The organism is Nitrosomonas marina, assembly GCF_900111605.1.
Taxonomy (GTDB): domain Bacteria; phylum Pseudomonadota; class Gammaproteobacteria; order Burkholderiales; family Nitrosomonadaceae; genus Nitrosomonas; species Nitrosomonas marina_A.
This window is the reverse complement of the sequence record NZ_FOIA01000013.1, coordinates 1-23180: the sequence shown is the minus strand read 5'-3', so window position 1 is coordinate 23180 and position 23180 is coordinate 1. Positions and strand designations below refer to the sequence as shown.

The following is a 23180-nucleotide window of genomic DNA, read 5'->3' as shown; positions in this document are numbered from 1 at the left end:
TTATGAGCACTTTATCTCAAAGGTGCCATGCAAAAAATTGCCCTTTAGTCATATTTCTGGAAGGTTTTATAAAACCTGGTACGGTTACATTTTTTGGTAATTCAAATATAACGAATTGATTTATAAAAGAATAAAGGAGAACAACACAAACTGACCGAACTGCTGGCCTGAAAATTTTTTTGGCCAATAAATGTTGTCACTCCGATATATCGTTCAAGGCTTCATGAAAACAGGACCTTTCCGCATTAACCGGCAAGAATGAAATTCACAATTCTCTCAATATAAAATGCAAGCGGCTGGCGCTGTCGGCTTGCCTTCAGGGCCGGGATATCAACCACTTGCGGAGCAATTCAATAATTTGCTTACGTTTGTTCCGTATTGATTATAATGCCTGCAGTGAATTTTCTTTGGCGCAGGCAGGATCAACGCTGACGTTGTTTATTATCAAAAAAATCGATTTATTTATGCACAAATCAAACAAAATAATGATTGTTTTTGCCGTCAACGCCACGCATTCCATCAGAAACATTTCAAGTTCAACCTGTTTTCGTTATACAGCCTGCTTGACCGGATTGATTATACTCACAGGTTGCTTGTCGCCAATCACACTGAACAAAACAGTTCTCGCTTATAATCGATCCATCAGTGAGATCAATGCACAGGAATTACTCCTGAATATCGCCCGGGTACGGCACCATCACCCGATTCAATTCACCACGGTATCCAGTATCGCTGCAACTTTCAATTTTCAAATGAGCGCTGGCGCCACGCCACCATTTGGCGCATTAACAAGCGGACAGGGACTGTCGCCAATCTTTGGCGGAAGCATATCCGAGAACCCTACCATTTCTATCACACCAATCAGCGGCGAAGAATTTAATCAGAGAATTCTTAATCCTTTTTCTGAAAACAAGTTTCTCAAGTTATATCAGCAAGGAACTGATCTGGGTCTTCTTATCAGAATGATGGCCAGTGAAATCCGCATCAAACACGATGGCATCGACCAGATTTTGAGAAACCGCCCCAGGGAGCAGGATGGATACGAGGAATTCCGCCGAAGAGTCATGCACTTGACCGCTTTAAACCAGGCCCATCAACTGCAAGTGGAACCCGTTATCGTACAGCAGGACGTCACAATGCACGGCATAACTACGGAACATTCAGAAGCTCTGGTAAATGCACTGGAAATGGGATATCGATGGATAGAAAACGGAAGTACAGGCGTCTTAAGCAGAAAAGTCTCCGGGCGAACCATTATCAGTAATTACGATATTTCCACCCTTTCGGTGGAAGAGAGAAACAAGCTGTTTTTGTACACGAATACACTGCCGGAAAATGAAATCTTTGTCGATATCCGGCCGGGGTTGCCAGGTGGAGACTACCCGATTCAGGGGGTTATTCGGTTACGCGCATTCCTGGCTATCCTGGGATTCCTTGGGCGGGGCGTTTCGGAAGAAATGGAATTTTATGTTGACAAAGATTCACGAACAGGTGAAATCCGTCACGATCCGATCAAGACGCTGGAAGTTGACATCCGTTCGTCCAATCTGGTCGACAATACAAGTACCTTCTCGGTCGCTTACAAGGGACGCACCTATTCTATACCGGATGGTGACAGTCCAGAGGCTGTCTGGAATCTCGAGGCATTCCGTTTGCTCGGCCAGTTATATGAACTGTCTATCCATCCGTCAGAATTTGCAAGACCGGCACCGGCTATAACCATTGCCAAATGAGATGAACTGCATCACTTCTGTCCCATTACCATTCAAGATAGAGTAGGCTGATTGACATGGTGGGGTTGGACGCTTACAAAAGCCTGGCCTGAATTTAGAGTACACACCTACATAAAGTTCACCTTATACCTGTCCAGATCAAAAGCCGTAAGGAAAGAGAAAGCTGCGGGGTCTTACTGAATTGTCACGTTTCATTTTCAAGATGGATTCGGAATCGCAGACTCTTCCCAGACAGAAAAACCAAGATGAGCCATGACATGACGCTGGGCAGAACCCTGTGGCGCAGAGCTGCGGTTGTGAAGATCGATCGGCGCACCGGACGGCTCCCGTTCGTGTTCCCGTTGAAATTCGCCGGTGGCATAATACTCGTTTACAACGTCATCTGTTTCGTAGTCCATCCAGATACGCAGTTGCTGGGATTGAGGGAGGCTGCGCATCACGGAATTTGTGCGATCCAGCTCCATGATGGCAAATAACGTGTGCTGAATTTTGCCGGAAAGCGAGAGATAAAAACTTTCCGTTACAGGCGAATCTGTTCCTCTCAGGTGTCTACGAATAAAAGTCTCCCCCATTGGTGCAAGATTCGGTCCCGTTTGAGGCGCAGGAACAGTATATGGCGTCATGGTTGGCCTTTGCTCACCGGGCAACTCGCGCCCGGGCAGGCTTTCAATGAATCAGCGCGCAACCGGGTCTCCATGTTCCCATATCCATTGCCGCATTGCCGGATTGGTCAATGACCGTGCAACGAACTGTGGATAAGCCTGGAACAGGCCCATTGAAGCCTCGCTCCCACCCAAGGCTTCTCTCACATAGTCTCCAACGTCCTCCCAAGGAGTCCGGGCCAGGAGCTCGAAAATAGCGCCACCAAGTGAAGCACGGCGAACGTTTTCCCGATCATAGCCGCGCCAGGTAGCGGTCGGAACCATGACATAAAACAGCTGGTCATGCGCCTGAATCAACGCCTCCTCCGACGACAGTCCGGCTCTTTGCCCTATCTCTGAGAGACGTTCAGGAATAAAGTGCTCAAGCGAAGCCTGTTCTTCATCGGTGTGCGCCGCCATTACAGAATCCGGCGATGCCAGTGATTCCCGCGGCACCTTGGGTAGCATACCGGCCCTCACTGCTTTTCCAGCTTCCCGCGCTTCGAATTCCGCAGACAGATTCTGCAAATATGGGGATTTGATCGTGCTATTAATGCGCCCTCCCTTTCGATACTGCGCAAGATGTGCGAGTTCATGTGTCAGAACTGCTTTGCCCGCTACCGATTCGGGTCTGTACGTGTCCGGATCCAGGTAAATGTTGCCGGATATCATCAACCCATTCGCGCCATGCGAACGCGTCAGGCTGCGCGCCTTTCTATCAATATAAATCGGAATTGTCGGCATTTGCAGTCCGAGGTTGGAGGCAATTGATCCAACAGTATGTTTCGTTTGAGAACATCGCGCATTGCCAAATTGACTGTCAGCGTATACGCTGACTTCGCTGTTTTCAGATTTAGGCGCGGCCTTATCGCCGGTCATTCGTTGTCGTTGGAGAATTGCCTGTACGCCCCGGCTTTGACCTGCAAATAACCGGCCACGCTTTGGAGAATTTACAACCGCAGCCAGCTCAACAGTCTTCGTTTTTTTTGTGAAAGCATGCATGATTATTTCCCGTTAATTTGCCGCGCAACAAACAGCGCTCGCATACACTGATATTAAAGCATTTGGTGTGAGGTTAATCACATCATTAACAGTGCCACATACCTAATATAACAAAGCTTGCGCAGAATGAGGAAAGTGCGTTAATCGATGTCAATGACGGCAATATTCTCACCCTGGAAGGAGCTCGGCTTTAACGTCACATTGATCCCAGGCCGTCTTCCTGCAGGTTGGCGGCCAATTTCTGCGCCCATACATATTCGCACGTATTTCTCAATCCTGTATTTTTTGGTAGTCTCTAACGTACATAGCAATATCAGCGCATGCACCCAGCAACGTCCTCAATCAAAAAACTGTTTGAAGTCAGAGGTTGGTAATAACTGCGTGCGCCAATTTCATTACTCACAAAAAATCAACGACTGATGATGAAAGGCATCTGGCTGGAAAACCAGCACCTGCAATTCCGACCCGACCTGTCCATACCCGAACCCGAGCCGGAGGAGGCGTTGATTCGGGTTATCAGCGCCGGTATCTGCAACACTGACCTGGAACTGGTGCGGGGTTACTATCCCTACAGCGGTGTACTGGGTCATGAGTTTGTCGGTATAGTCGAAAACGGCGCTGACGAACTGGATGGCAAGCGGGTGGTGGGCGAAATCAACGCCGCCTGCGGTCGCTGCCGTTTTTGCAACACACAACAACCGACGCATTGCGAGAACCGTACCGTGCTCGGCATTGTCAACCGCAATGGCGCCTTTGCAGACTACACGGTGCTGCCGGTTGAAAATCTGCATCCAGTACCGGATACGGTATCCACAGACACTGCGGTTTTTACCGAACCTGTGGCTGCAGCGCTGGAAATTCAGCAACAGGTTCGTATCACTCCCAATGACCGCGTTCTGGTTGTCGGAGACGGGAAACTCGGCTTGCTGGTTGCACAGACACTGGCGCTGACTGGCTGTGAGCTCGTAGCAGCCGGTCGGCATGCTGATAAACTGGCTATTCTGCAGGACCAGGGTATCACTACCACGCTGGCAGAGACTGTTGAACGGCGCAGCTTTGATCTGGCGGTAGAATGCACCGGCAATCCTGTCGGATTCGACCTTGCACGACGCGCGTTGCGCGCGCGCGGTACACTGGTGCTTAAAAGTACCTATGCAGGAGAATTAAATATTAATGCATCGGCGCTGGTAGTCGACGAAATCACCGTCATCGGATCACGCTGTGGCCCATTCAACCGCGCGCTGGCGGTACTTGCCGCGGGCAGCATACAGGTAGAACCGCTGATCCATGGCCGCTATCAGCTAGAACAAGGCATCGATGCATTCAACCACGCCCGCACCCGCGGCACACTGAAGATTCTGTTTGAAAATTGAATTCAATGAATAACATTGATTCAGATAATAGAGTCGCGCTTTAATTCATATACCCGGCCTGCGGATGTTAACTAATAAGCTGGCATGACGGTTTTTCTGTTACCGTTTATCCATCCCGCCTGAAGCTTACACATTTCAGATCATTTGCAAATTTTTGGCAGGTTCGCTTGACAATTTAAGACAACCGGTCGTATTATAATTTATGCGTAAATCAACTAAAACCACCAAAAAAGATTTCAATAAAGAAAATATTTTGAATCAGGGCGTCATGATGCTGATGCAACAGGGTTATCATGGAACCGGTTTGCAAAAAATTTTAGATGCAGTCAATATTCCTAAAGGCTCATTTTATAATTACTTTGAGGACAAGGAGCACTTTGGCGCTGAAGTGATTCAATATTATATTGATCCTTTTCTTAAACAGTTGGCTGCGCATTTAAGCAATTCAGACACAGATGCACTCGGCGCCATACAGTGTTATTTTGATGAATTAATTGAAGAACTGGAACGGAACAATTTCAAAGGCGGCTGTTTGCTCGGCAATTTAATGGGCGAAATTGGTGACACCAGCGATATATGCCAGGAATCTTTACAGACCGCGGTAAACCGTTACCGAGACCTGCTGCAATCCGGATTGAAGAAAGCACAGGATCAAGGTACTGTCAGAAAAGACAAGACAGCCGGGAGCATGGCCGATCTTTTGATCAATACATGGCAGGGTGCTTTGCTCAGGGCAAAGATAGAGAAAACGTCAGGCCCTGTTTTACAATGCTGTCAGGAATTATTGGGTAATTATTTCAAACCTTGATATTGTTTTTTAAAGATTGATAACCAAAGCTGTTATCCAGGTAATCTGGTCAAATTATTTAAGACGACCGGTCATTTTTAAACTAAAGGAGAATCACATGCCAAAATATATAATCGAACGCAATATACCCGGTGCAGGTGCGATGACCTCAACCGAATTACAAGCCATTTCACAAAAATCATGTTGCATATTGAACCAGATGGAACCCAGGGTACAATGGGTTGAGAGTTTTGTAACCGATGACGTCGTTTATTGTGTTTACATTGCGCCCGACGAGGCGGCAATTCGTGCGCATGCGAATCAGGGTGAGTTTCCTGCAGACCGTATTTCCCGCGTCAGGACGGTGATTGATCCGACTACTGCGGAGGACTGAGCTGGGCGTTTTAACCAGTCATAACTGAAATGAATCTGCGGTTGCTGAATCGAGTAAACTTACAGACTCATCACAAGCCGCATCTTTTTTAAAGGAGCGTCACATGCAATCCCGAACGTTACATTACCTGGCAGGAATCCTGTTGATCACAGCAATCTCAACCGGTTTATCGGCAACAACATTGGCCGGCGGAAACGCGCCAGAACTGCAGAACCTGGGTTCGCACACCTTCCCTGTCAGCACAGACAACAAACAGGCACAGCTTTTTTTTAATCAGGGCATCAACCTGTCATACGGCTTTAATCATGCCGAAGCCGGCCGGGCATTTCGAGAGGCCGCACGGCTCGATCCAGAACTTGCAATGGCGTACTGGGGTCAGGCGCTTGTGCTTGGACCCAATATCAATGCCCCGATGAACCCGGATGATGAGGCGCTTGCATACAAGCTGACCAAACAGGCCAAATCGCTCGCATCACAAGCGCCACGCAAAGAACAGGCTCTGATACAGGCGCTTGAACAGCGTTACACCAACAATCCGGAGCAGCGGGCCGCGAATGATCGGGCTTACGCACAGGCCATGCAGGCCGTTCACCGGCAATTTCCCGACGATCCGGATATTGCGATGCTGTATGTGGAATCAGTCATGGATGTAAGCCCCTGGGATTACTGGACGGCTGATGAGACTCCCAAAGAAGGCATCGCTGAAATTGTGGCGCTGACAGAACAGGTATTGCAGCAGCACCCGAACCACCCGGCGGCATTGCATTTGTACATCCATCTGGTGGAGCCGACATCAACGCCCGAACGGGCCGAAAAAGCCGCGGACACACTGCTGACAATCATGCCTGCGGCGGGCCACATGGTGCATATGCCGTCCCATATTTTCCACCGGGTCGGCCGGTACGGGGACGCGGTCAAAAGCAACCAGCTTGCGATAGCCGCCGACGAGGACTATATTCGGCAAAGTCAGGCTGAAGGTCTGTACGCAATCGGCTATTATCCGCATAACATTCATTTTTTATGGTATTCCGCTACCGCTGGCGGGCAAAGCAGGATTGCCATCGAATCTGCATTGAAACTGGCCGGTAAAGTCGACGACACCACCCTGGAAGAGCAGCCGTTTACGGCCCTGTTCCGCATGGTGCCCTACTGGGCCTACGCCCGGTTTGGATTGTGGGACCGGGTACTGGAAGAACCGGCACCCCCTGCCACCAACGCATTTTTGAACGGCACCTGGCATTACGTGCGCGGGCTGGCATTTGTCGCATCCGGTCAACTCGAAAAGGCGCAAAAGGCGCTGGAAGCGGTTCGGACAATACTTCGTAATGAAAAACTTGACGCTCACTTGTTTTCAAAAAACACCATGCGCACCATCCTGGTTATCGCGCCCGAAGTCCTGGCCGGCGAGATCGCCGCTGCGCAGGGAAAATTCGATACCGCCGTCGCACATCTTGAAAAGGCGGTACAGCTTGAAGACGCACTGGTGTATACGGAACCCACTGAATGGCATTTTCCGCCACGGCTGGCCCTGGGCGCGATACTGCTTGAAGCCGGCCGCGCAGCCGAAGCGGAAGCCGTTTACCGGGAAGACCTGCGGCGAAACCGCGAAAACGGCTGGGCCTTGTTTGGCCTGATGCAGTCACTACGCGCTCAACAAAAAACGCAGGAAGCTGATTCAGTCGAGGCACGCTTTAAAAAAGCCTGGTCTCAGGCAGACATAACGCTGACAGCATCACGATTCGGTCGATAACACAATAGGTCAATTACGGCAGCGTCGGCGTTTATCTGTGTTTGTAGTAAATGCCGTCGCTGCAGGTCCAAAAGGGTAACACCGCTGATAACCGGTATTGCGAATCACATCACTTATGCATTTGATTCGTTCTGTTGTTGAACCGCTTAATCAAGCGCTGGTAATACAAACGGCATTACCTTGCGCTCAATAGCAGCAGATCGTGTTCAATACAAAATGTCACAATAATGACATTTACCGTCTTTCTGACGGCAATCCCTTTTTTTCTCAAGGTACGGAAGTGCTCTGCGCTTTGATCGCTATGGACGTATCAAGCACATTTACAATAGTCAGTGCAATTAATAAATCTCTGGTTGTACTGAAATCCCGATCGTTTTTGAAACTTTGCAATACTTCCGTCAGAACGATGTCGCCTACGCAAATCGGAAAAGCACCCAGGCGTGCATCCAGTTTTTGTGTTTCCGGCGTATCCTTGTCATTGAAATAGTCAATCCAGTCACGGGAATCGACAAAAATCAATGATCAGTCCCCAGCGCTTCCAGATTATCTTCCCACTTTAATTTCCCGCGGAAATACTTAATCTTCTTTTGATTTTCAAGCGGAATTAATGATTTGAGCGCAAGCTCGACCGCTCCGCGATTGGTTTTCACGCCTGTCAAACGCATGGCGTCATTCATTAGTTCATCGTCAATAACAATACTGGTACGCATTGAATAATACCTCATTTTATGTGCATTCTATTGCTAAACTATACATATAGATCTGTCAAACCCGGATCAAGAGGCTACCTGAATTGCCCGTTCAACAATCAACCGGACTGGAAACTGGGCCTGATTCGGTTTACTATCGTGTGATCTATTGAACTGGTCCTGATATCCATTATTGAGAACACATTTATCTATGCCTGTCACAAATCCTTCATCCGAATCCGCTATTTCAGTAACCTCTCCTTTCCAGCAGCGCAGCCTGCGGTCCGTCTGGCATCCGTGTACGCAAATGAAATCGCATGAAACCTTTCCGCTGGTGCCGATTGCGCGCGGCAGGGGTGCCTGGTTGTATGATGCGGACGATAACGGTTATCTGGACGCGATCGGTTCCTGGTGGGTCAATCTGTTCGGACACGCCAATCCGCGGATCAACGCAGCGATTAACGACCAGCTGGAAAAAGTCGAGCATGTCATGCTCGCAGGATTCACACATGAACCGGTAATCGCGCTGTCCGAACGGCTGAAAGCAATTACGCCCGGCGATCTCGGTCACTGTTTTTATGCCAGCGATGGTGCTTCGGCAACCGAAATAGCGTTGAAAATGAGCTTTCACTACTGGCAGCTGACCGGAAAACCGGACAAGACCCAGTTTGTCAGTCTGCAAAACGATTATCACGGCGAGACGCTTGGTGCGCTGTCGGTCACCGATGTGGCAATCTTCAAACAGACGTATGCACCGCTGCTGCGCCCCTGCTCGCATGTGATGACGCCGGACTGGCGCTTTGCCGATGAAGGCGAACCGGCTGAGGATTATGCGCTGCGCGCTGCCGATGCGCTTGAAGCGCATCTGGCGCAACACCATGCAAAAACCGCCGCGCTGATTATCGAACCGCTGATTCAGGGTGCGATGGGCATGGGCATGTATCACCCGGTCTATCTCAAACGCGCGCGGGAAATCTGCGACAAATATCAGGTGCATCTGATTGCCGATGAAATCGCGGTCGGTTTCGGCCGCACCGGCTCAATGTTCGCATGCGAACAGGCCGGTATCACACCCGATTTTCTGTGCCTGGCAAAAGGGCTCAGCAGCGGTTATCTGCCGATTTCCGTGGTACTGACGACCGACGCCGTTTATCAGAGCTTTTACGGCGATACCCTGGCGCACACCTTTCTGCATTCGCATACGCATACGGGCAACGCGCTGGCCTGCCGCGCGGCGCTGGCGGTGCTCGATATTTTCGAACAGGACGATGTGCTTGCAGCCAACAAAGCCAAGGCAGACTGTCTCAACAATGCCGCCGCAGCACTGTCATCGCACCCGAAAGTCAGCAATTTCCGCAATTGCGGCATGATCTGGGCTTTTGAAGTGGAAACAGAAAACCTTCAGTTTTCTCAGCAATTTTTCCAGGCAGGCCTGAAACAGCACCTGCTGTTGCGCCCACTGGGTAACACGGTATATTTCATGCCGCCGTATATCATCACCAGGGATGAAATCGAACTGCTCGTTAACGGCACACTTCAGATTCTGGATACCGTATGCAACTGACATTTCTGGGCGCCGCGGGCGAAGTGACAGGATCATGCTATCTGCTGGAAACAGAAGGCTGGCGCATGCTCGTCGACTGCGGCATGTTTCAGGGCGGGCGTGAGGCGGACAAAAAAAACCGTACGGCGTTTAATTTCGACCCGGAGACTATTGATTGCGTCCTGCTCACGCACGCGCACATCGATCATTCCGGTCTGCTGCCGCGATTAAGCGCATGGGGATTTAGAGGACCGGTTTTCGCCACATCGGCAACTATTGATCTGCTGCACGTGATGCTCAAGGACAGCGCTCATATACAGGAAAAGGAAACCGAATGGCGCAACAAAACACGGCGCGGGCGAAGCCGCGCGGTCAGTGCGCTGCAGGAATACGCACCACTGTATACTGTTGCACAGGCGGAAAATTTTCTGAACCAGCTGCGCAGCGTCAACTACAATACCGAGTATTTCCCGCTTTCAGGTGCGCGCTGCATCTTCAGAGACGCCGGTCATATCCTTGGCTCGGCCATTATTGAACTCTGGGTCACCAACGGATCGCATACCCGAAAATTTGTTTTTTCCGGCGATCTCGGCCAGCCCGGGCATCCGATTGTATGTGATCCGACACCGATCGATCACGCAGACATCCTGCTGGTTGAATCCACCTACGGCAACCGGCTTCACCGCAATATGGATGATACGCTCGATGAACTGGTCCACGCCATTAACAATACATTGGTTGAAAAAGGCGGCAATGTCATTATCCCGGCATTTACCGTTGGCCGCACACAGGACCTGCTGTTCCTGCTGATTGATCTGTACCGTGAAGGCAAACTCGGCGAAATGGACATCTATGTGGACTCACCCATGGCGCTGGCGGCAACCGGGATCACCATGAAACATATCGCAGTCCTTGACAGCGAAACTCAGGAAGCCATGCAGTGGATGCGCGCAAACGATAAAAAGCCGCGCATCCGGTTTATACAGGATGTCGAGGAATCCATGCAGCTGAACACTGTCCAGCAGGGGGCGATTATCATTTCCGCAAGCGGCATGTGCGACGCCGGTCGCATCAAATATCATCTCAAATATAATCTGAACCGGCCGGAATGCAGCATCATCATCACCGGATTCCAGGCTGCCAGAACACTCGGACGCCGGCTCGTTGACGGCGCCCGGGTTGTCAGAATATTTGGCCAGGACATCGTCGTCAGAGCGGATATCTACACCATCGGCGGGTTGTCCGCGCACGCTGACCAGAAAGCGCTACTGGACTGGCTAGGCCATTTTAAAAAACCGCCAGCCCGAACATTCGTGGTACATGGCGAACCGGGCAACGCAGCCTCATTGGCATCGGCCATTCAGGACACACTGCACTGGCAGAATGTTGCCATACCCGAACAAAAGTCGGTTGTCACGCTGTAACAGTCGGGCAAGCCTACAAACCGGCCAGCGCACTGTCGAGCGTTTCCCTGCACTGCTCCTTTTTGCCGGCAAGGTCCAGCATGCCTGTTGACCGCATGCATTCGTTGTATTCAAACAGAATGTCATTTTTCTGCTGCGCGGTCTCCAGCTTGGAAGAAAGCAGCGCGATTTGACTAATTACTGACTGCAGATCGATATTACTGATCGCAGCGCCAATACCATCCAGGCTGTCTTTGGTTTCATCCAGTTTTTGCAGGGACTCCTGGTTGATTCGCTTGACATGCCGTGCGATTGACTGGCTGGCCTTGTTAGAATAGTCTCGCAGTTCCTCGACATTCTGCTGGGTAATACCGGCCAGCTTTTCCTGGTAATTATTCAATTCGGTCTGGATGAAGGTATTAATATCACTTTCAAATCCGTCCATAACAGTATCAATTTCCTGCTTGAAGCTGCCCATTTTCTCCGCCAGCAGATGATTGACCTCGATCTCGAGACGCTTGACCACATCACCGGAAATTTTTTCAACGGGTGCCCGGGAGCCGATAATTTCGCTTTTTGCCGAGCTGACGCTGGTTTTGATATCATCGGCCAGCAGTTTTTGCCTGTCATCTATTTTGCCGAGCGCCTGTTTTTCATTCTCGGCCATGAGCCAGGAGATCACGATCAGCTCTTTCTTCTCATGTGCACCCAGGCCGTCGATCAGTTCATCAAGCATCTCGGCAGCCACCGGCTCGCTATTCAGGCTGTTCATATAACCCAGATTGGCGGTATCGAGAAATTCCTGCAGCGTTGCATGCATTTCTTTTACATTCGCCTGCGCCCTGGACATTTCGGTCGACTGCCGCATTAACTCATAAGGCAAATAAATCACGACGAGCACAAAGCAGGCCAGATAGATTGTCCATTGCAAGAACTTTGTTTTGACGAAAGAAATATAGCCGAACAATACGACAGCCAGCAGAATTGTCGGCAACACAATCAGTGCGATCTCCAGCAAGCTCCTTTCAACCAGTGAATCTACGGAAAAAAGATTCGATAACTCCGCGATATATTCATTCATTTGATGGCTCCCCATGTATTCATGATGTGTAACTAATTAGCCCAGAAACAATTTGTACGCCGGATTTTTACTTTCGTCCCAATAACGATAGCCTAGCTGGTCCAGGAATGCCTTGAAATCCGATTTTTGCTCGGGTGGCACCTGGATACCGATCAGGACCCGCCCGTAATCGGCGCCGTGATTACGGTAATGAAACAGACTGATGTTCCAGTTATGACTCATGGCATTCAGAAAATCCATCAGCGCGCCAGGCCGGTCCGGAAACTCGAACCGGTACAGTATTTCATTATCGATTTCCGGTGCATGACCGCCGACCAGATGACGGATATGCAGCTTCGCCATTTCATTATTGCTCATATCTTCGGTATTAAGCCCGCTTTTACGCAAATCGGCAATCAGTTTCTCGGTTTCCTCGCGGTTGCGTACCGACACGCCGACAAATACGTGCGCCTCGCTGGGATCAGCGTAACGGTAATTAAATTCGGTAATACTTTTTGCACCCAGCAAATTGCAAAATTTCTTAAAACTGCCCGGTTTTTCCGGAATGGTGACCGCCATGACAGCCTCGCGGTGCTCACCGATCTCCGCACGTTCGGAAATATGACGCAGACGATCAAAATTCATGTTTGCGCCCGTGGCAATACCAATCAGGGTTTCATGAAGTATATTCTCCCGCTCCACATACGCTTTCAAACCGGCGATCGACAACGCGCCTGACGGCTCCAGTATACTGCGCGTATCCTCAAACACATCCTTGATTGCAGCACATATGGCATCGGTATCGACCAGCATCACCTCGTCGACAAACTCGCGGCACAATCGAAACGTTTCCTTGCCTACCTGCTTGACGGCAACACCATCGGCGAACAAACCGGCCTGCGTCAGCCTGACACGTCGTCCGCTCTGTAACGAACGATATAATGAGTTGGCATCGACCGGCTCCACACCGATAATTTTAGTATCCGGGTACAGTCTTTTGACATAGACTGCAATACCTGCAATCAAACCGCCGCCGCCAACCGGCACAAAAATCGCATGAATTTTTCCGGTGTGCTGGCGCAAAATTTCCATACCGATGGTGCCCTGTCCGGCGATCACGTCCGGGTCGTCATATGGATGAATAAATGTCGCCTGCTGCGACTCGGTCAATTCCATTGCATGATCATAGGCATCATTATAGGAATCGCCATGCAGCACCACAGTCGCGCCGCGTGCCATTACCGCCTGTACTTTTATCTGCGGGGTCGTCACCGGCATCACAATTGTTGCGCTGCAGCCGAGCTTTTTTGCCGCCAGCGCAACGCCTTGCGCATGATTGCCCGCGGAAGCCGCCACCACACCGCGGTTACGGATTTCTGGCGGCAGTTTGAGCATTTTGTTATAAGCACCACGCAGCTTGAATGAAAAAACCTGTTGCAGGTCCTCGCGCTTGAGCAAAACCTGATTATGAATGCGTGCCGACAGGTTAGGGAGATTCTCCAGCGGCGTTTCTTCCGCTACGTCGTAAACTTGTGCCGTAAGAATGCTTTCTAGATAATTTTTTTTCATAACCGCCCGGAAAAATCGCAAAGAATCAGGTTCAATATTTTAACAATGCATGAATTTTAAGCCAGTGATTTTAGCATGGCACGGTATGCTCAAAAATCCATCAAATCGTTACCCCAGTGGTCCAGTGCATCGAGTATTGTTTGTGCTTTGACATTATCCGCGTGTTCGTCGCGCAACCTGGCTATCTGCGCTGTGTAATCAGCCAGCGTGAGACTGTTGGCCGCCGTCTGTGTCAATCGCTGGCTGCGCAGTTGCTGCCACCGTTGCAGTTCCACGGTTGATAGCGTTTCGGGCCAGTTGCGGGCACGGTAACGAAACAGCAACTCGGCCAGACGCCGGTCCTGAAAATCAAACCGGGCCCTGGCCAGTTCCAGTGGCGTGGCGCGCCTGATTTGCGCGAGCAACGGCATGTCTGCCTGATCTATAAAGCCGTCATACAACGCCATATCGACATCGGCAACCGGCTCGAATGTTCTGCTGCTGTAGGCAAGCGCGACGCGCTGCGCAAAATCAGTTTGCGCACAATGATCAACAAGTTTCTTCCAATGCTGCTGGCAGCGGTCGAGATCAATTTCAATACGTGCTGCCGCCCGTGCATTCAGGGTATTGCGCGGTGCAAGCGCGGGGCATTTGTTGATTTTGACTGATTTGACCGGCAAACGCTGGTCGCCATCGGGAAAATCCTCCGTACGCGTAAACAGTAGTTTACTCAGTTCCGAGACATCAAGATCCAGAAATCGCTCCGGATCATGGCGAAGATCATAGACAAGCGTACTGTTAGGATTGTCAGGCTCGGCAACAAGCGGCATTACCAGTGTCGTGCAGCCATTTTTAGACGGATACATGCGGGAACTGTGCACCACCGGCGTATGCTGAACAACATCCAGCAATTCAGCCGCCCGCCGTTTGTATCGCAACTGAAACAGCCAGTGATACAGGCGCGGTTGCCGTTCGTGTAACAATCGTGCCAGACCGATCGTGGCACGAACATCGGACAGGGCGTCATGCGCAGCACCATGATCGATGTTGTTTGCAGTGGTGAGATCTTCAAGACGAAAACTCGGCACCAGGTTTACAGTATCGTCTTCTGTGTGTTTGTCCTGCTCCGCTTCACGTTTCGGCCACTCTATTCCTTCCGGACGCAATGCGTATGTCATTCGCACCAGATCGATAATATCCCAGCGCGTATTGCCGTTCTGCCATTCCCGCGCATACGGATCGAAAAAATTACGGTAAAGCGTGAAACGCGTAACTTCATCGTCGAAACGCAGGCTATTATAGCCGACACCACAGGTACCGGGCTGCGCCAGTTCCGTATGTATCTTGTCGATAAACTCAACCTCCGGCATTCCCTGCGCTTCGGCCTGCTGGGGTGTAATACCGGTAATCAGGCAGGCGACGGGATGCGGCAGAATATCGTGCGGCGGCTTGCAATAAATGACCAGCGGTTTTCCTATTTCATTGAACGCTTCGTCGGTGCGTACACCGGCAAACTGCACAGGCCGATCGACTCTTGGATCTGCGCCAAATGTTTCATAATCGTGCCAGTACAGTGTTGTCGTCATTTACAGAGTTATTGCGTTTGCTTTTCAATCGAAACTGTTTTGAATTCCCGTCTTAATCGCATTATAGTGACGTTTTTTTCAAAACTTATAATATAGGAGAAACATGTTATGACGCGTCAACGCATCAGTTCAGGCTCCACGTTCGAGCAGGAGATCGGTTATTCACGCGCCGTCCGGGCTGGGGATTGGGTCATGGTATCCGGCACCACAGGATTCGATTACAGTACTATGACCATATCCGACGACCTGCTGGAACAAGCCGAGCAATGTTTTCAGAATATCGATGCTGCTTTGCGGGAGGCCGGCAGCAGCTTGAAGGATGTCGTGCGAGTTACCTATGTGCTGCCTGATGTCGATGATTTTCCCAAGTGTTTCCCGGTGACACGAAAGTATTTTGGCGATGTCAGGCCCTCGGCGATGATGCTGACTGCCGGTCTGTCTGATCCGAGAATGAAAATTGAAATCCAGGTAACCGCATATTGTGGTGATTAGTTTGGCAGAATCGACATGGGGAAGCTGTCCGGCTCGATTTAACATGAACCTGCCTGACCGTAACCCAATTGATGATGATTCAATTGAGCGCGATGCAGCGCCCGACAACGGCATTTTGTACTTGCCGGGCTATTGATGCTATTTTTCTGATCACTTAATTAGAAATACTTGATCATCAGATAAATGTAGCCCGGAATAAAAATACACAATGCAATAATTACCAATTTTTTCATGATGTTTTTCCCTCGACGTTAGCTAAAAATAATTGTTTTACCGAAATACCAAGTAAAACCCATCCTGTCCTTTGACGTCAAGCATTATCTACAGGAATGGCCTATCGATTAACATACATATGGCATCCAGAACAGGACGATCGCAGCATTCATATCAATTCAACCGGACACACACCTTGTTTTTCAAATCATGTATATTAGTTCAATAGGGACGATGGCCATACCCGTCGTAATCTGGGGAGCGATATTATATGAGTGCAGTCAGTATTTCAGCAGAGTCGGTCAAACTTGAGGGCGAACTGATTTTACCCGTCGATGCCAAAGGCGTTGTATTATTTGCACACGGCAGCGGCAGCAGCCGATTGAGTCCGCGCAACCTGTTTGTGGCACACATATTACAGCAGCATAATATCGGTACGCTGTTGTTCGACCTGTTGTCACAGGAAGAAGATCGACACTATTCAGCGCGCTTTGATATTGATCTGTTAACACAGCGCCTGATAGCCGCCACAATCTGGCTGCAAGCGCAGCAAGATACAGAGACGCTGCCAATGGGGTACTTTGGCGCGAGCACCGGTGCAGCCGCCGCTTTACAAGCCGCAGCCAGCCTTGGCACACAAATTTCAGCAGTAGTATCTCGTGGCGGCCGTCCTGATCTGGCCGGCGAAGCTGCGTTGCAAAGTGTCACCGCACCGACACTGCTCATCGTTGGCGGCGCGGACTATGGCGTCATCGAGTTGAATCAGCAGGCATTCACTTCATTGGAATGTGAGAAACAACTTACACTGGTTCCCAATGCTACGCATTTGTTTGAAGAATCCGGCACACTCGAACAGGCTGCGCAACATGCTGCCGAATGGTTTCTGAAATACCTGAAATAATCGTTATTTTGATATCAATTGTTACAAAGGACTTGTTTTATGAGTGCTGTCTTTCTGGATTTCGGCTCTGTTACACGCGGTGATATGGATTGCACTGCGTTGGAACGAGCCATATCACCCTGGAAATTCCATGACGAAACCGATCCCGATCAAGTTGCTGAGCGCATCAGAAACGCGGAAGTCGTTGTCTGTAATAAATTTTCAATGACTCGCGACATAATCAACAGCGCACATAGACTCAAACTGATCTGCATCGCGGCAACCGGTTATAACAATATTGACCTGGCCACTGCTGCTGAACGCAATATTCCTGTCTGTAATGTCCGCGGCTACGCAACACCGGCTGTGGTTCAACATGTTTTTATGCTGATGCTGAATCTTTCATGCAATTTTGAACCATACCGGCAACTGGTAAATGACGGACGCTGGCAGACCAGCAGACATTTTTGTCCGCTTGATTTCAGCATACAGGAGTTATCCGGCAAAGTGCTTGGTATTATCGGATTCGGCGAATTGGGGCGGGCGGTGTCAGAGGTCGCGGGCGCTTTCGGAATGCACGTACTTGTCGCTGATCATAAGGGTCAGCCACCACGCGCTGGCAGAACAGCATTTGATAATGTCCTGCAGCAGTCCGATTTTATAACTTTACACTGCCCGCTTCTGGATGAAACACGGCATCTGATCGGCCAGCGCGAACTGAGTTTGATAAAACCCACGGCATTTCTCATTAATACGGCGCGCGGTGCAATTGTCAATGAGGACGATTTACTCCATGCCCTCATCACCGGTCGCATAGCAGGTGCAGGTCTGGACGTTCTGCCGGAAGAGCCGCCATCACATGACAACAGGCTGTTGCAATACCGGCAACCGAACCTGATTATCACACCGCATGTTGCCTGGGCAAGCAAAGAGTCCCGTCAACGCCTGCTCAACCAGATTGCGGACAATATTGATAATTTTTTTCATCACAAACCGTTTAATCAGGTGACAACAACCACTGACACCACTGACTCACATTAATCATCGACAAGACATCGTTTAAAGCTAAACACGCGGTTTATCCGGCAGCTTTTCAGTGGCCAGCAACGCATCGAGATAAGCCTCTACTCGCCTGAGTTCCACATCGAATTCAGGCAATAAAACATCCAGCGATTCCTGGTCGCTGTTTTTTCCGGCATGCTCCATCTGTTCGCATAGTTCTCCCAGTTTCATTGCACCCACCGAACGGGATGAAGACTTTAGTTTGTGTGCGGTTGACCCCACGACCGTCAGCTTTCCGGTCTGAAAAGCACTATGCAGCGATGCTGCAATTTCCGCCGCATTCTCACGAAAATCCCGAAGCATATCCTGAATGGTTTCCTGATCATCGCCGATAAGTTCTTCAAGCACCTGCACATCAACAGGAATTTGCGCCGACGATTCATTTTCAATTTTTTCAGCAGAATCGTTTTGCGATTTTTCCGTTCTTTCGACCTTATCGCTTTTTTCCGCCGTTATGGCTTCAACCTGCTCTGCCGAATCGTCTTGCTCAGTCGAGTCAACCCGTTCCGATGTCTCAGATTGCTTCATTGACTTTACCCGATCTGCCGTAACAGGCTTGCCAGCCGACAGATATTTTTCCAACGTGACCCGCAAATCCTCGAGCTGAACCGGCTTGCTCAAATAATCATCCATACCGGACTCCAGGCAGTGCTCTCTCTCTCCTTTCAACGCATTGGCTGTCAGCGCGACAATCGGTATCGGTTTTGCTTTTGTGTTCGACTCCTGTTCACGAATGCTTTTAGTCAGTTCAAATCCGTCTATTTCCGGCATATGCAAATCTGTGAGCAACAAACCGTAATCAGTATTTTCCCAGCGCCCCAGTGCTTCGCGTCCGTCATTGGCGATATCCGCAGCATAACCCAGCAATGTCAGTTGCTGCTTGATCACCTTCTGATTGATTTCATTGTCTTCTGCCACCAGTATCAACCTGCCCTGTTTGAGCGCTTCGCCGCGGGAAACCGGCATCGGTCTTGACTTGATCGTATCATCTAGCTGTGCTTTTTCCTCTTCAGGTTCTACTCTGCCGGCGGCGAGTTCAATGGCTCGCATCAATGACTGGCGATACATGACGTCGCCATCGAGTGTGACGATATCGACATCTTCAACACGCGCCTGTCGACGGCGGCCGCGCTTGATAATAATAAAATGCGGCTCCAGACGGGTTTGCAACGCGTCGGAACGATTACTGAACGCCACGCGCAAATCCTCGATCGGCGCTTCCTGGTGTCCGGCGTCTATCACTACCAGCCACATACCTGACTTCAGGTTCTTGATATATTCAAGAGCCTCGTTCAAACCACTCACATGCTCGACACGCGCTCCGCCGCTTTTTAAATACACCTCCAAATCGTTACCCAGTCCCTTGTGATTGCCAATAATCAGGCAGCATAAGCCGGTCAATTCAGTTGCCTTGCGCTCCGCCTCTTCGGTATCGGGAAGTGGCTTGAAGGGCATCTGAATGACGAATGTGGAACCTTCCTCCGGTCTGCTTTGCACAGTGATCTCCGCACTCATCAACTCCGCCAGATGATGGGAAATAGCCAGCCCGAGACCGGTACCACCGAAGCGGCGTGTGGTTGAAGGATCACCCTGAGAAAAGGATCTGAAAAGCTTTTCCAGCGTTTCCTTGTTCATGCCGATGCCGTTATCGGTAATCTGTAATGTTACCAAAATCTGTTCGGGTTCGGATTCGGTCAACAGCACCCGTACCGATACCTTGCCCGGTTTTTCCTGCTTGCTGGAAAACTTGATGGCATTATTGATCACGTTGACCAGTATCTGCCGAATACGCAACGGATCACCCAATACGTTATCCGGTATTTCCGGATCGATAAACAGTGTCAACTCCACTTTCTTGCTGAGCGCAAGGTGTGCAAGCATGCCGCATGCGTTTTCCACGACGCTGGCTAACGGCATGGGTATTTTCTCAATTTCGAGTTTGCCGGCCTCAATTTTGGAAAAATCCAGAATATCTTCAATAATAGACAACAGCGCATAGGCCGAATCGCGAATCAGGTTCGCCATTTCCATCTGGTAGCCGCTCAAGCTGGTTTGCCTGAGCACATCGATCATGCCGATCACGCCATTCATCGGGGTACGGATCTCATGGCTCATTGCAGCAAGAAAGGCGGATTTCGCCCTGTTCGCCGCTTCTGCATCATTTCTGGCCTGTTCCAGATCTTTCATAATACGTACATGTTCACGCATATCGCGCATGACGCCAGTGAAATGCCGCTCGTCGCCAACGAAATACTCACTGACCGCTAGATATACTGGAATAAGTTCACCGTTTTTGTGCACTGCTTCGACCTCACGCCCCAGACCGATACCATGCTGTCCCTTCATATGAGGTCGTCCAACATATTTCTGACCCTGGCCGGTCAAACAGTACCGTTCCATGTAGTAGGCATGCTGAGACCGGTCTGGCTCGGGCACCAGAATAGCAACATTCTGGCCGATGATTTCTTCAGGCGTGTAGCCAAATAATTTTTCCACTACGGGATTTGCAGACAGTACCACGCCGATATGGTCCGTCGTCACAACGCAGTCGACCATATGTTCGACAACAGAACGGGTTTCCTCTTCCTTGATCGCCAGGGCTGCATTGGCCCTTTGCAAATCAGCTGTGCGCAATTCGACCCGGTTCTCCAGTTCCTGATTCAACTGGCGCAGATTTATTTCGGCGTTTCTGCGCTCCTGATTGCTGGCGTTCAGACGTTCCACCATAATGTTGAACGTATGCCCGAGCTGACGCATTTCGTTCCAGCCCGCAATCGAGACACGCTGATGCAGATTGCCCGCTGCGATCTCCATTGCGCCGCGATTCAGTTGTTTCAGAGGTGTGACGACCCGACGATTGAACAGAAATGCGCCAAAAATAACGCCCAGCAGTGTAATACCCAGTATGATCAGGCTATATTGTCTGATTCGGTTGACGTTGGCAAACGCTTCGTCAACGTCTTTTTTCACCACCATGCCCCAGTTCATGAGCGGCAAAAAGCGCCAGACTGCCACGACCTCCTTGTCACGGTAATCCCGCGTAACGGCACCACCCGCATTGCCCGAAAACGCATTTTTCAGCGCGGCTGAATAGGGCGTGTCCAGCTGAATCGTTCTTTTCAAAGCGGCATCGCTATCCGTACTGAGCGGCGCCATCACCAGCGCGGTGTTTTCATTCTCGAGACGCACTACCACAGTATCGCCTGTTGCGCCTAATCCGACATTATTGGACAACACATCGAAGACATGCTCGCTGAAGATCTGCAGCGCCAGTACACCGACAATTTCACCGCCGATAATAATCGGATAACCGATAAAAGCAGCGATGGCGCCATGCGACGGCTCATAAAACTCAAAATCAGAAATCGAACTTTCCAGATAATTCAATGCATGCTGTGCTACCTGGCCCAGGCCCGTTTCACTGTATGGTCCGGTGATCAGGTTTGTGGCGAAATCGGACTCATGGCTTTGTGTATAGACAATATCGCCTTTTAATGAAATCAGGAACAGATCATAATAACTGGCATCCTCGACAAAGCGCCCGAAATGACCGCGATATTTGGCATCCAGCTGTTGATACGCTTCAGATTCGACGCCCTGTGCTTCAAAGACCTCAGTAAACCCTTGCATGGCTTCACGTGTAGCGATTGCGTCATGCAGCAAATTGGCATCGAGCATCCGTTCCTGAAAATAGGTATTGATCTGTTCAACCTTTTTATCTGCTATGGCGGACAGATTCTCAATCTCCGTTTTCTGAATTTCACTTGCAAACGTATGCAAAAAGCTGTTGCCGATAACCAGAATCGGTAACAAAGAAACCAGTGTAAACCAGACAGCAAAGCGCTGCGTCAGCGAAGTAAATCTCATTTGCATGGTTATGTCCCCGCAATAACCGGCAACCGCGGTACGGTTTTATCATTCAGTTTTCGTCAACATTCCAATAACTATCTAACCGGAAGAATTATTGGCTATGTTGAAACCATGGTAGCAGATATTTGCACAGACCGCCGCTCCGGGTGTGACTTCCATTCGTTTTCATCAATCATGCTGTTTACAAGCGCACGATAATCCGCTTTAATCGGCAACCATGTGTAACATGACAACTATGCTCCCACAATGGATCTGAAGCGATACAAGGTTCGCATCGTTCAGTGGCGGGATGAATCTACTTCGCTACGCTTCGTCCGTGAAACGGTTTTTATTCACGAACAGCATGTGCCCGAAGAATTGGAATGGGACGCTTTCGACGCGGTAAGCGTACATGCGTTGGCAACCGGATCTGACGGTGGGCCCATCGGTACCGCGCGGCTGTTACCTGATGGCCGAATTGGCCGCATGGCGGTACTGAAATCGTGGCGTAACAATGGAATCGGCAGCGCCATGCTGCATCTCCTGATCGACAAGGCCAAAAACCGTGGAATGACAGAAGTCACATTGAACGCGCAGACCATTGCGACAGGCTTTTATGCAAAATACGGCTTTATGGTCAGTGGCGATACGTTTATGGAAGCAGGCATACCGCATGTCAGAATGTCCCGGTCTTTGTAAACAGGATTTTTTACTGTCGTCCGGATTGCAACCAGGCGCGATCCAGTTGGTCTGACGCTTCCTGCCACTGGGCTGTTGCCCGCTCCAGTCTTTTCTTTGCGTCAGCCGACTTCTGTCGTGTCTGCTCGGTTTCACGTTCGATATCACTTAACCGCCGCTTGGCAGCCTGCAGTTCCTTCTCGGCAAATGCCACATCTTTTTCCAGATACTCTGCTTCTTTTCTGGCTTTCATCATCTGCTCATAGGCTGCGTTCGCCTGATGCTGCAACTTCTGAAGATTTTCACTCATTTCGGCATGTGCCATTGGTAAGCATATACCGGTCATCAATAAAATTATGAACACTTTCATTACGATCCCTTGTTGAAGTATGTATTAAATGCAACTAGAGTTTAGAGTTTCAGCACTCCAAAAGGAAAAAGATATCATCAAAAGGAAAATTAACATCAAAAAAACTTGACATTGTGGCACAAAAATC

21 protein-coding genes are annotated in these 23180 nt (G+C 49.9%); 12 read left to right on the top strand and 9 right to left on the bottom strand.

Translation table 11 applies throughout. From position 1 onward, the window contains the following. Positions 1 to 485: 485 nt before the first annotated feature. Positions 486 to 1733, top strand: a complete 1248-nt coding sequence (locus BMY62_RS07385; RefSeq protein ID WP_218142951.1) for a hypothetical protein — start codon at positions 486 to 488, stop codon at positions 1731 to 1733. Positions 1734 to 1930: 197 nt separating this feature from the next. Here BMY62_RS07385 and BMY62_RS07380 read toward each other — a convergent pair whose 3' ends face one another. Then, on the bottom strand, positions 1931 to 2356 hold the full coding sequence (locus tag BMY62_RS07380; RefSeq protein ID WP_090658214.1) for a hypothetical protein: 426 nt from the start codon (positions 2354 to 2356) through the stop codon (positions 1931 to 1933). 51 nt (positions 2357 to 2407) lie between these two features. Beyond that, complete coding sequence (locus BMY62_RS07375; RefSeq protein ID WP_090658212.1) at positions 2408 to 3376, bottom strand: eCIS core domain-containing protein; 969 nt, start codon at positions 3374 to 3376, stop codon at positions 2408 to 2410. A gap of 419 nt (positions 3377 to 3795) precedes the next feature. On the opposite strand from BMY62_RS07375, the gene BMY62_RS07370 reads away from it, so the two are divergent. The 4 genes from BMY62_RS07370 to BMY62_RS07355 all read left to right on the top strand — a co-directional run bounded on the left by BMY62_RS07370 (position 3796) and on the right by BMY62_RS07355 (position 7680). Further along, complete coding sequence (locus BMY62_RS07370) at positions 3796 to 4749, top strand: MDR/zinc-dependent alcohol dehydrogenase-like family protein (RefSeq protein ID WP_218142950.1); 954 nt, start codon at positions 3796 to 3798, stop codon at positions 4747 to 4749. 202 nt (positions 4750 to 4951) lie between these two features. After that, positions 4952 to 5557 (top strand): TetR/AcrR family transcriptional regulator, encoded by a 606-nt coding sequence (locus tag BMY62_RS07365; RefSeq protein WP_090658210.1) that lies wholly within the window; start codon positions 4952 to 4954, stop codon positions 5555 to 5557. A 97-nt stretch (positions 5558 to 5654) separates the two neighbouring features. Then, a complete protein-coding gene (locus BMY62_RS07360; RefSeq protein ID WP_090658208.1) occupies positions 5655 to 5930 on the top strand; it encodes a DUF4242 domain-containing protein in 276 nt (91 codons plus the stop codon). 103 nt (positions 5931 to 6033) lie between these two features. Continuing rightward, positions 6034 to 7680 carry a tetratricopeptide repeat protein gene (locus BMY62_RS07355; RefSeq protein WP_090658205.1) on the top strand — a complete coding sequence of 549 codons (1647 nt, stop codon included), beginning with the start codon at positions 6034 to 6036 and terminating at the stop codon, positions 7678 to 7680. Positions 7681 to 7947: 267 nt separating this feature from the next. On the opposite strand, the gene BMY62_RS07350 is transcribed toward BMY62_RS07355, so the two are convergent. Further along, complete coding sequence (locus BMY62_RS07350; RefSeq protein ID WP_256207486.1) at positions 7948 to 8199, bottom strand: PIN domain-containing protein; 252 nt, start codon at positions 8197 to 8199, stop codon at positions 7948 to 7950. After that, positions 8196 to 8390 carry a type II toxin-antitoxin system VapB family antitoxin gene (locus tag BMY62_RS07345; RefSeq protein ID WP_090658203.1) on the bottom strand — a complete coding sequence of 65 codons (195 nt, stop codon included), beginning with the start codon at positions 8388 to 8390 and terminating at the stop codon, positions 8196 to 8198. The genes BMY62_RS07350 and BMY62_RS07345 overlap by 4 nt, the downstream gene beginning before the upstream one ends. Before the next feature lie 190 nt (positions 8391 to 8580). Between BMY62_RS07345 and bioA the strand changes: the two genes are divergently transcribed. Beyond that, a complete protein-coding gene (gene bioA / locus BMY62_RS07340; RefSeq protein ID WP_090658201.1) occupies positions 8581 to 9933 on the top strand; it encodes an adenosylmethionine--8-amino-7-oxononanoate transaminase in 1353 nt (450 codons plus the stop codon). Then, positions 9924 to 11336 carry an MBL fold metallo-hydrolase RNA specificity domain-containing protein gene (locus BMY62_RS07335; protein WP_090658199.1) on the top strand — a complete coding sequence of 471 codons (1413 nt, stop codon included), beginning with the start codon at positions 9924 to 9926 and terminating at the stop codon, positions 11334 to 11336. The genes bioA and BMY62_RS07335 overlap by 10 nt, the downstream gene beginning before the upstream one ends. A 13-nt stretch (positions 11337 to 11349) precedes the next feature. On the opposite strand, the gene BMY62_RS07330 is transcribed toward BMY62_RS07335, so the two are convergent. The 3 genes from BMY62_RS07330 to sbcB form a co-directional block, all read right to left on the bottom strand. Beyond that, positions 11350 to 12396 (bottom strand): hypothetical protein, encoded by a 1047-nt coding sequence (locus BMY62_RS07330; RefSeq protein WP_090658197.1) that lies wholly within the window; start codon positions 12394 to 12396, stop codon positions 11350 to 11352. Positions 12397 to 12432: 36 nt separating this feature from the next. Beyond that, positions 12433 to 13944 (bottom strand): threonine ammonia-lyase, biosynthetic, encoded by a 1512-nt coding sequence (gene ilvA / locus BMY62_RS07325; protein WP_090658195.1) that lies wholly within the window; start codon positions 13942 to 13944, stop codon positions 12433 to 12435. An 89-nt stretch (positions 13945 to 14033) separates the two neighbouring features. Then, complete coding sequence (sbcB, locus tag BMY62_RS07320; protein WP_090658193.1) at positions 14034 to 15509, bottom strand: exodeoxyribonuclease I; 1476 nt, start codon at positions 15507 to 15509, stop codon at positions 14034 to 14036. A gap of 108 nt (positions 15510 to 15617) precedes the next feature. Between sbcB and BMY62_RS07315 the strand changes: the two genes are divergently transcribed. From BMY62_RS07315 to BMY62_RS07305, 4 genes are all read left to right on the top strand, one after another. Then, on the top strand, positions 15618 to 16001 hold the full coding sequence (locus BMY62_RS07315) for a RidA family protein (protein WP_090658192.1): 384 nt from the start codon (positions 15618 to 15620) through the stop codon (positions 15999 to 16001). A gap of 1 nt (position 16002) precedes the next feature. Beyond that, a complete protein-coding gene (locus BMY62_RS16480; RefSeq protein WP_256207485.1) occupies positions 16003 to 16137 on the top strand; it encodes a hypothetical protein in 135 nt (44 codons plus the stop codon). A 348-nt stretch (positions 16138 to 16485) separates the two neighbouring features. Then, on the top strand, positions 16486 to 17115 hold the full coding sequence (locus tag BMY62_RS07310) for a dienelactone hydrolase family protein (RefSeq protein ID WP_090658190.1): 630 nt from the start codon (positions 16486 to 16488) through the stop codon (positions 17113 to 17115). Positions 17116 to 17154: 39 nt separating this feature from the next. Continuing rightward, positions 17155 to 18135, top strand: coding sequence for a 2-hydroxyacid dehydrogenase (locus tag BMY62_RS07305; protein WP_090658188.1), 981 nt, complete (start codon positions 17155 to 17157; stop codon positions 18133 to 18135). A 24-nt stretch (positions 18136 to 18159) separates the two neighbouring features. On the opposite strand, the gene BMY62_RS07300 is transcribed toward BMY62_RS07305, so the two are convergent. Then, complete coding sequence (locus BMY62_RS07300) at positions 18160 to 22029, bottom strand: ATP-binding protein (protein ID WP_256207484.1); 3870 nt, start codon at positions 22027 to 22029, stop codon at positions 18160 to 18162. A 243-nt stretch (positions 22030 to 22272) separates the two neighbouring features. Between BMY62_RS07300 and BMY62_RS07295 the strand changes: the two genes are divergently transcribed. After that, positions 22273 to 22704: a GNAT family N-acetyltransferase gene (locus tag BMY62_RS07295; RefSeq protein WP_177170327.1), complete on the top strand. Its 432-nt coding sequence runs from the start codon at positions 22273 to 22275 to the stop codon at positions 22702 to 22704. A gap of 10 nt (positions 22705 to 22714) precedes the next feature. Here the strand turns inward: BMY62_RS07295 and BMY62_RS07290 are convergent, their stop codons facing one another. After that, entirely contained in the window at positions 22715 to 23053 is a 339-nt protein-coding gene (locus tag BMY62_RS07290) for a hypothetical protein (protein WP_090658184.1), read from the bottom strand. Positions 23054 to 23180 lie beyond the last annotated feature (127 nt).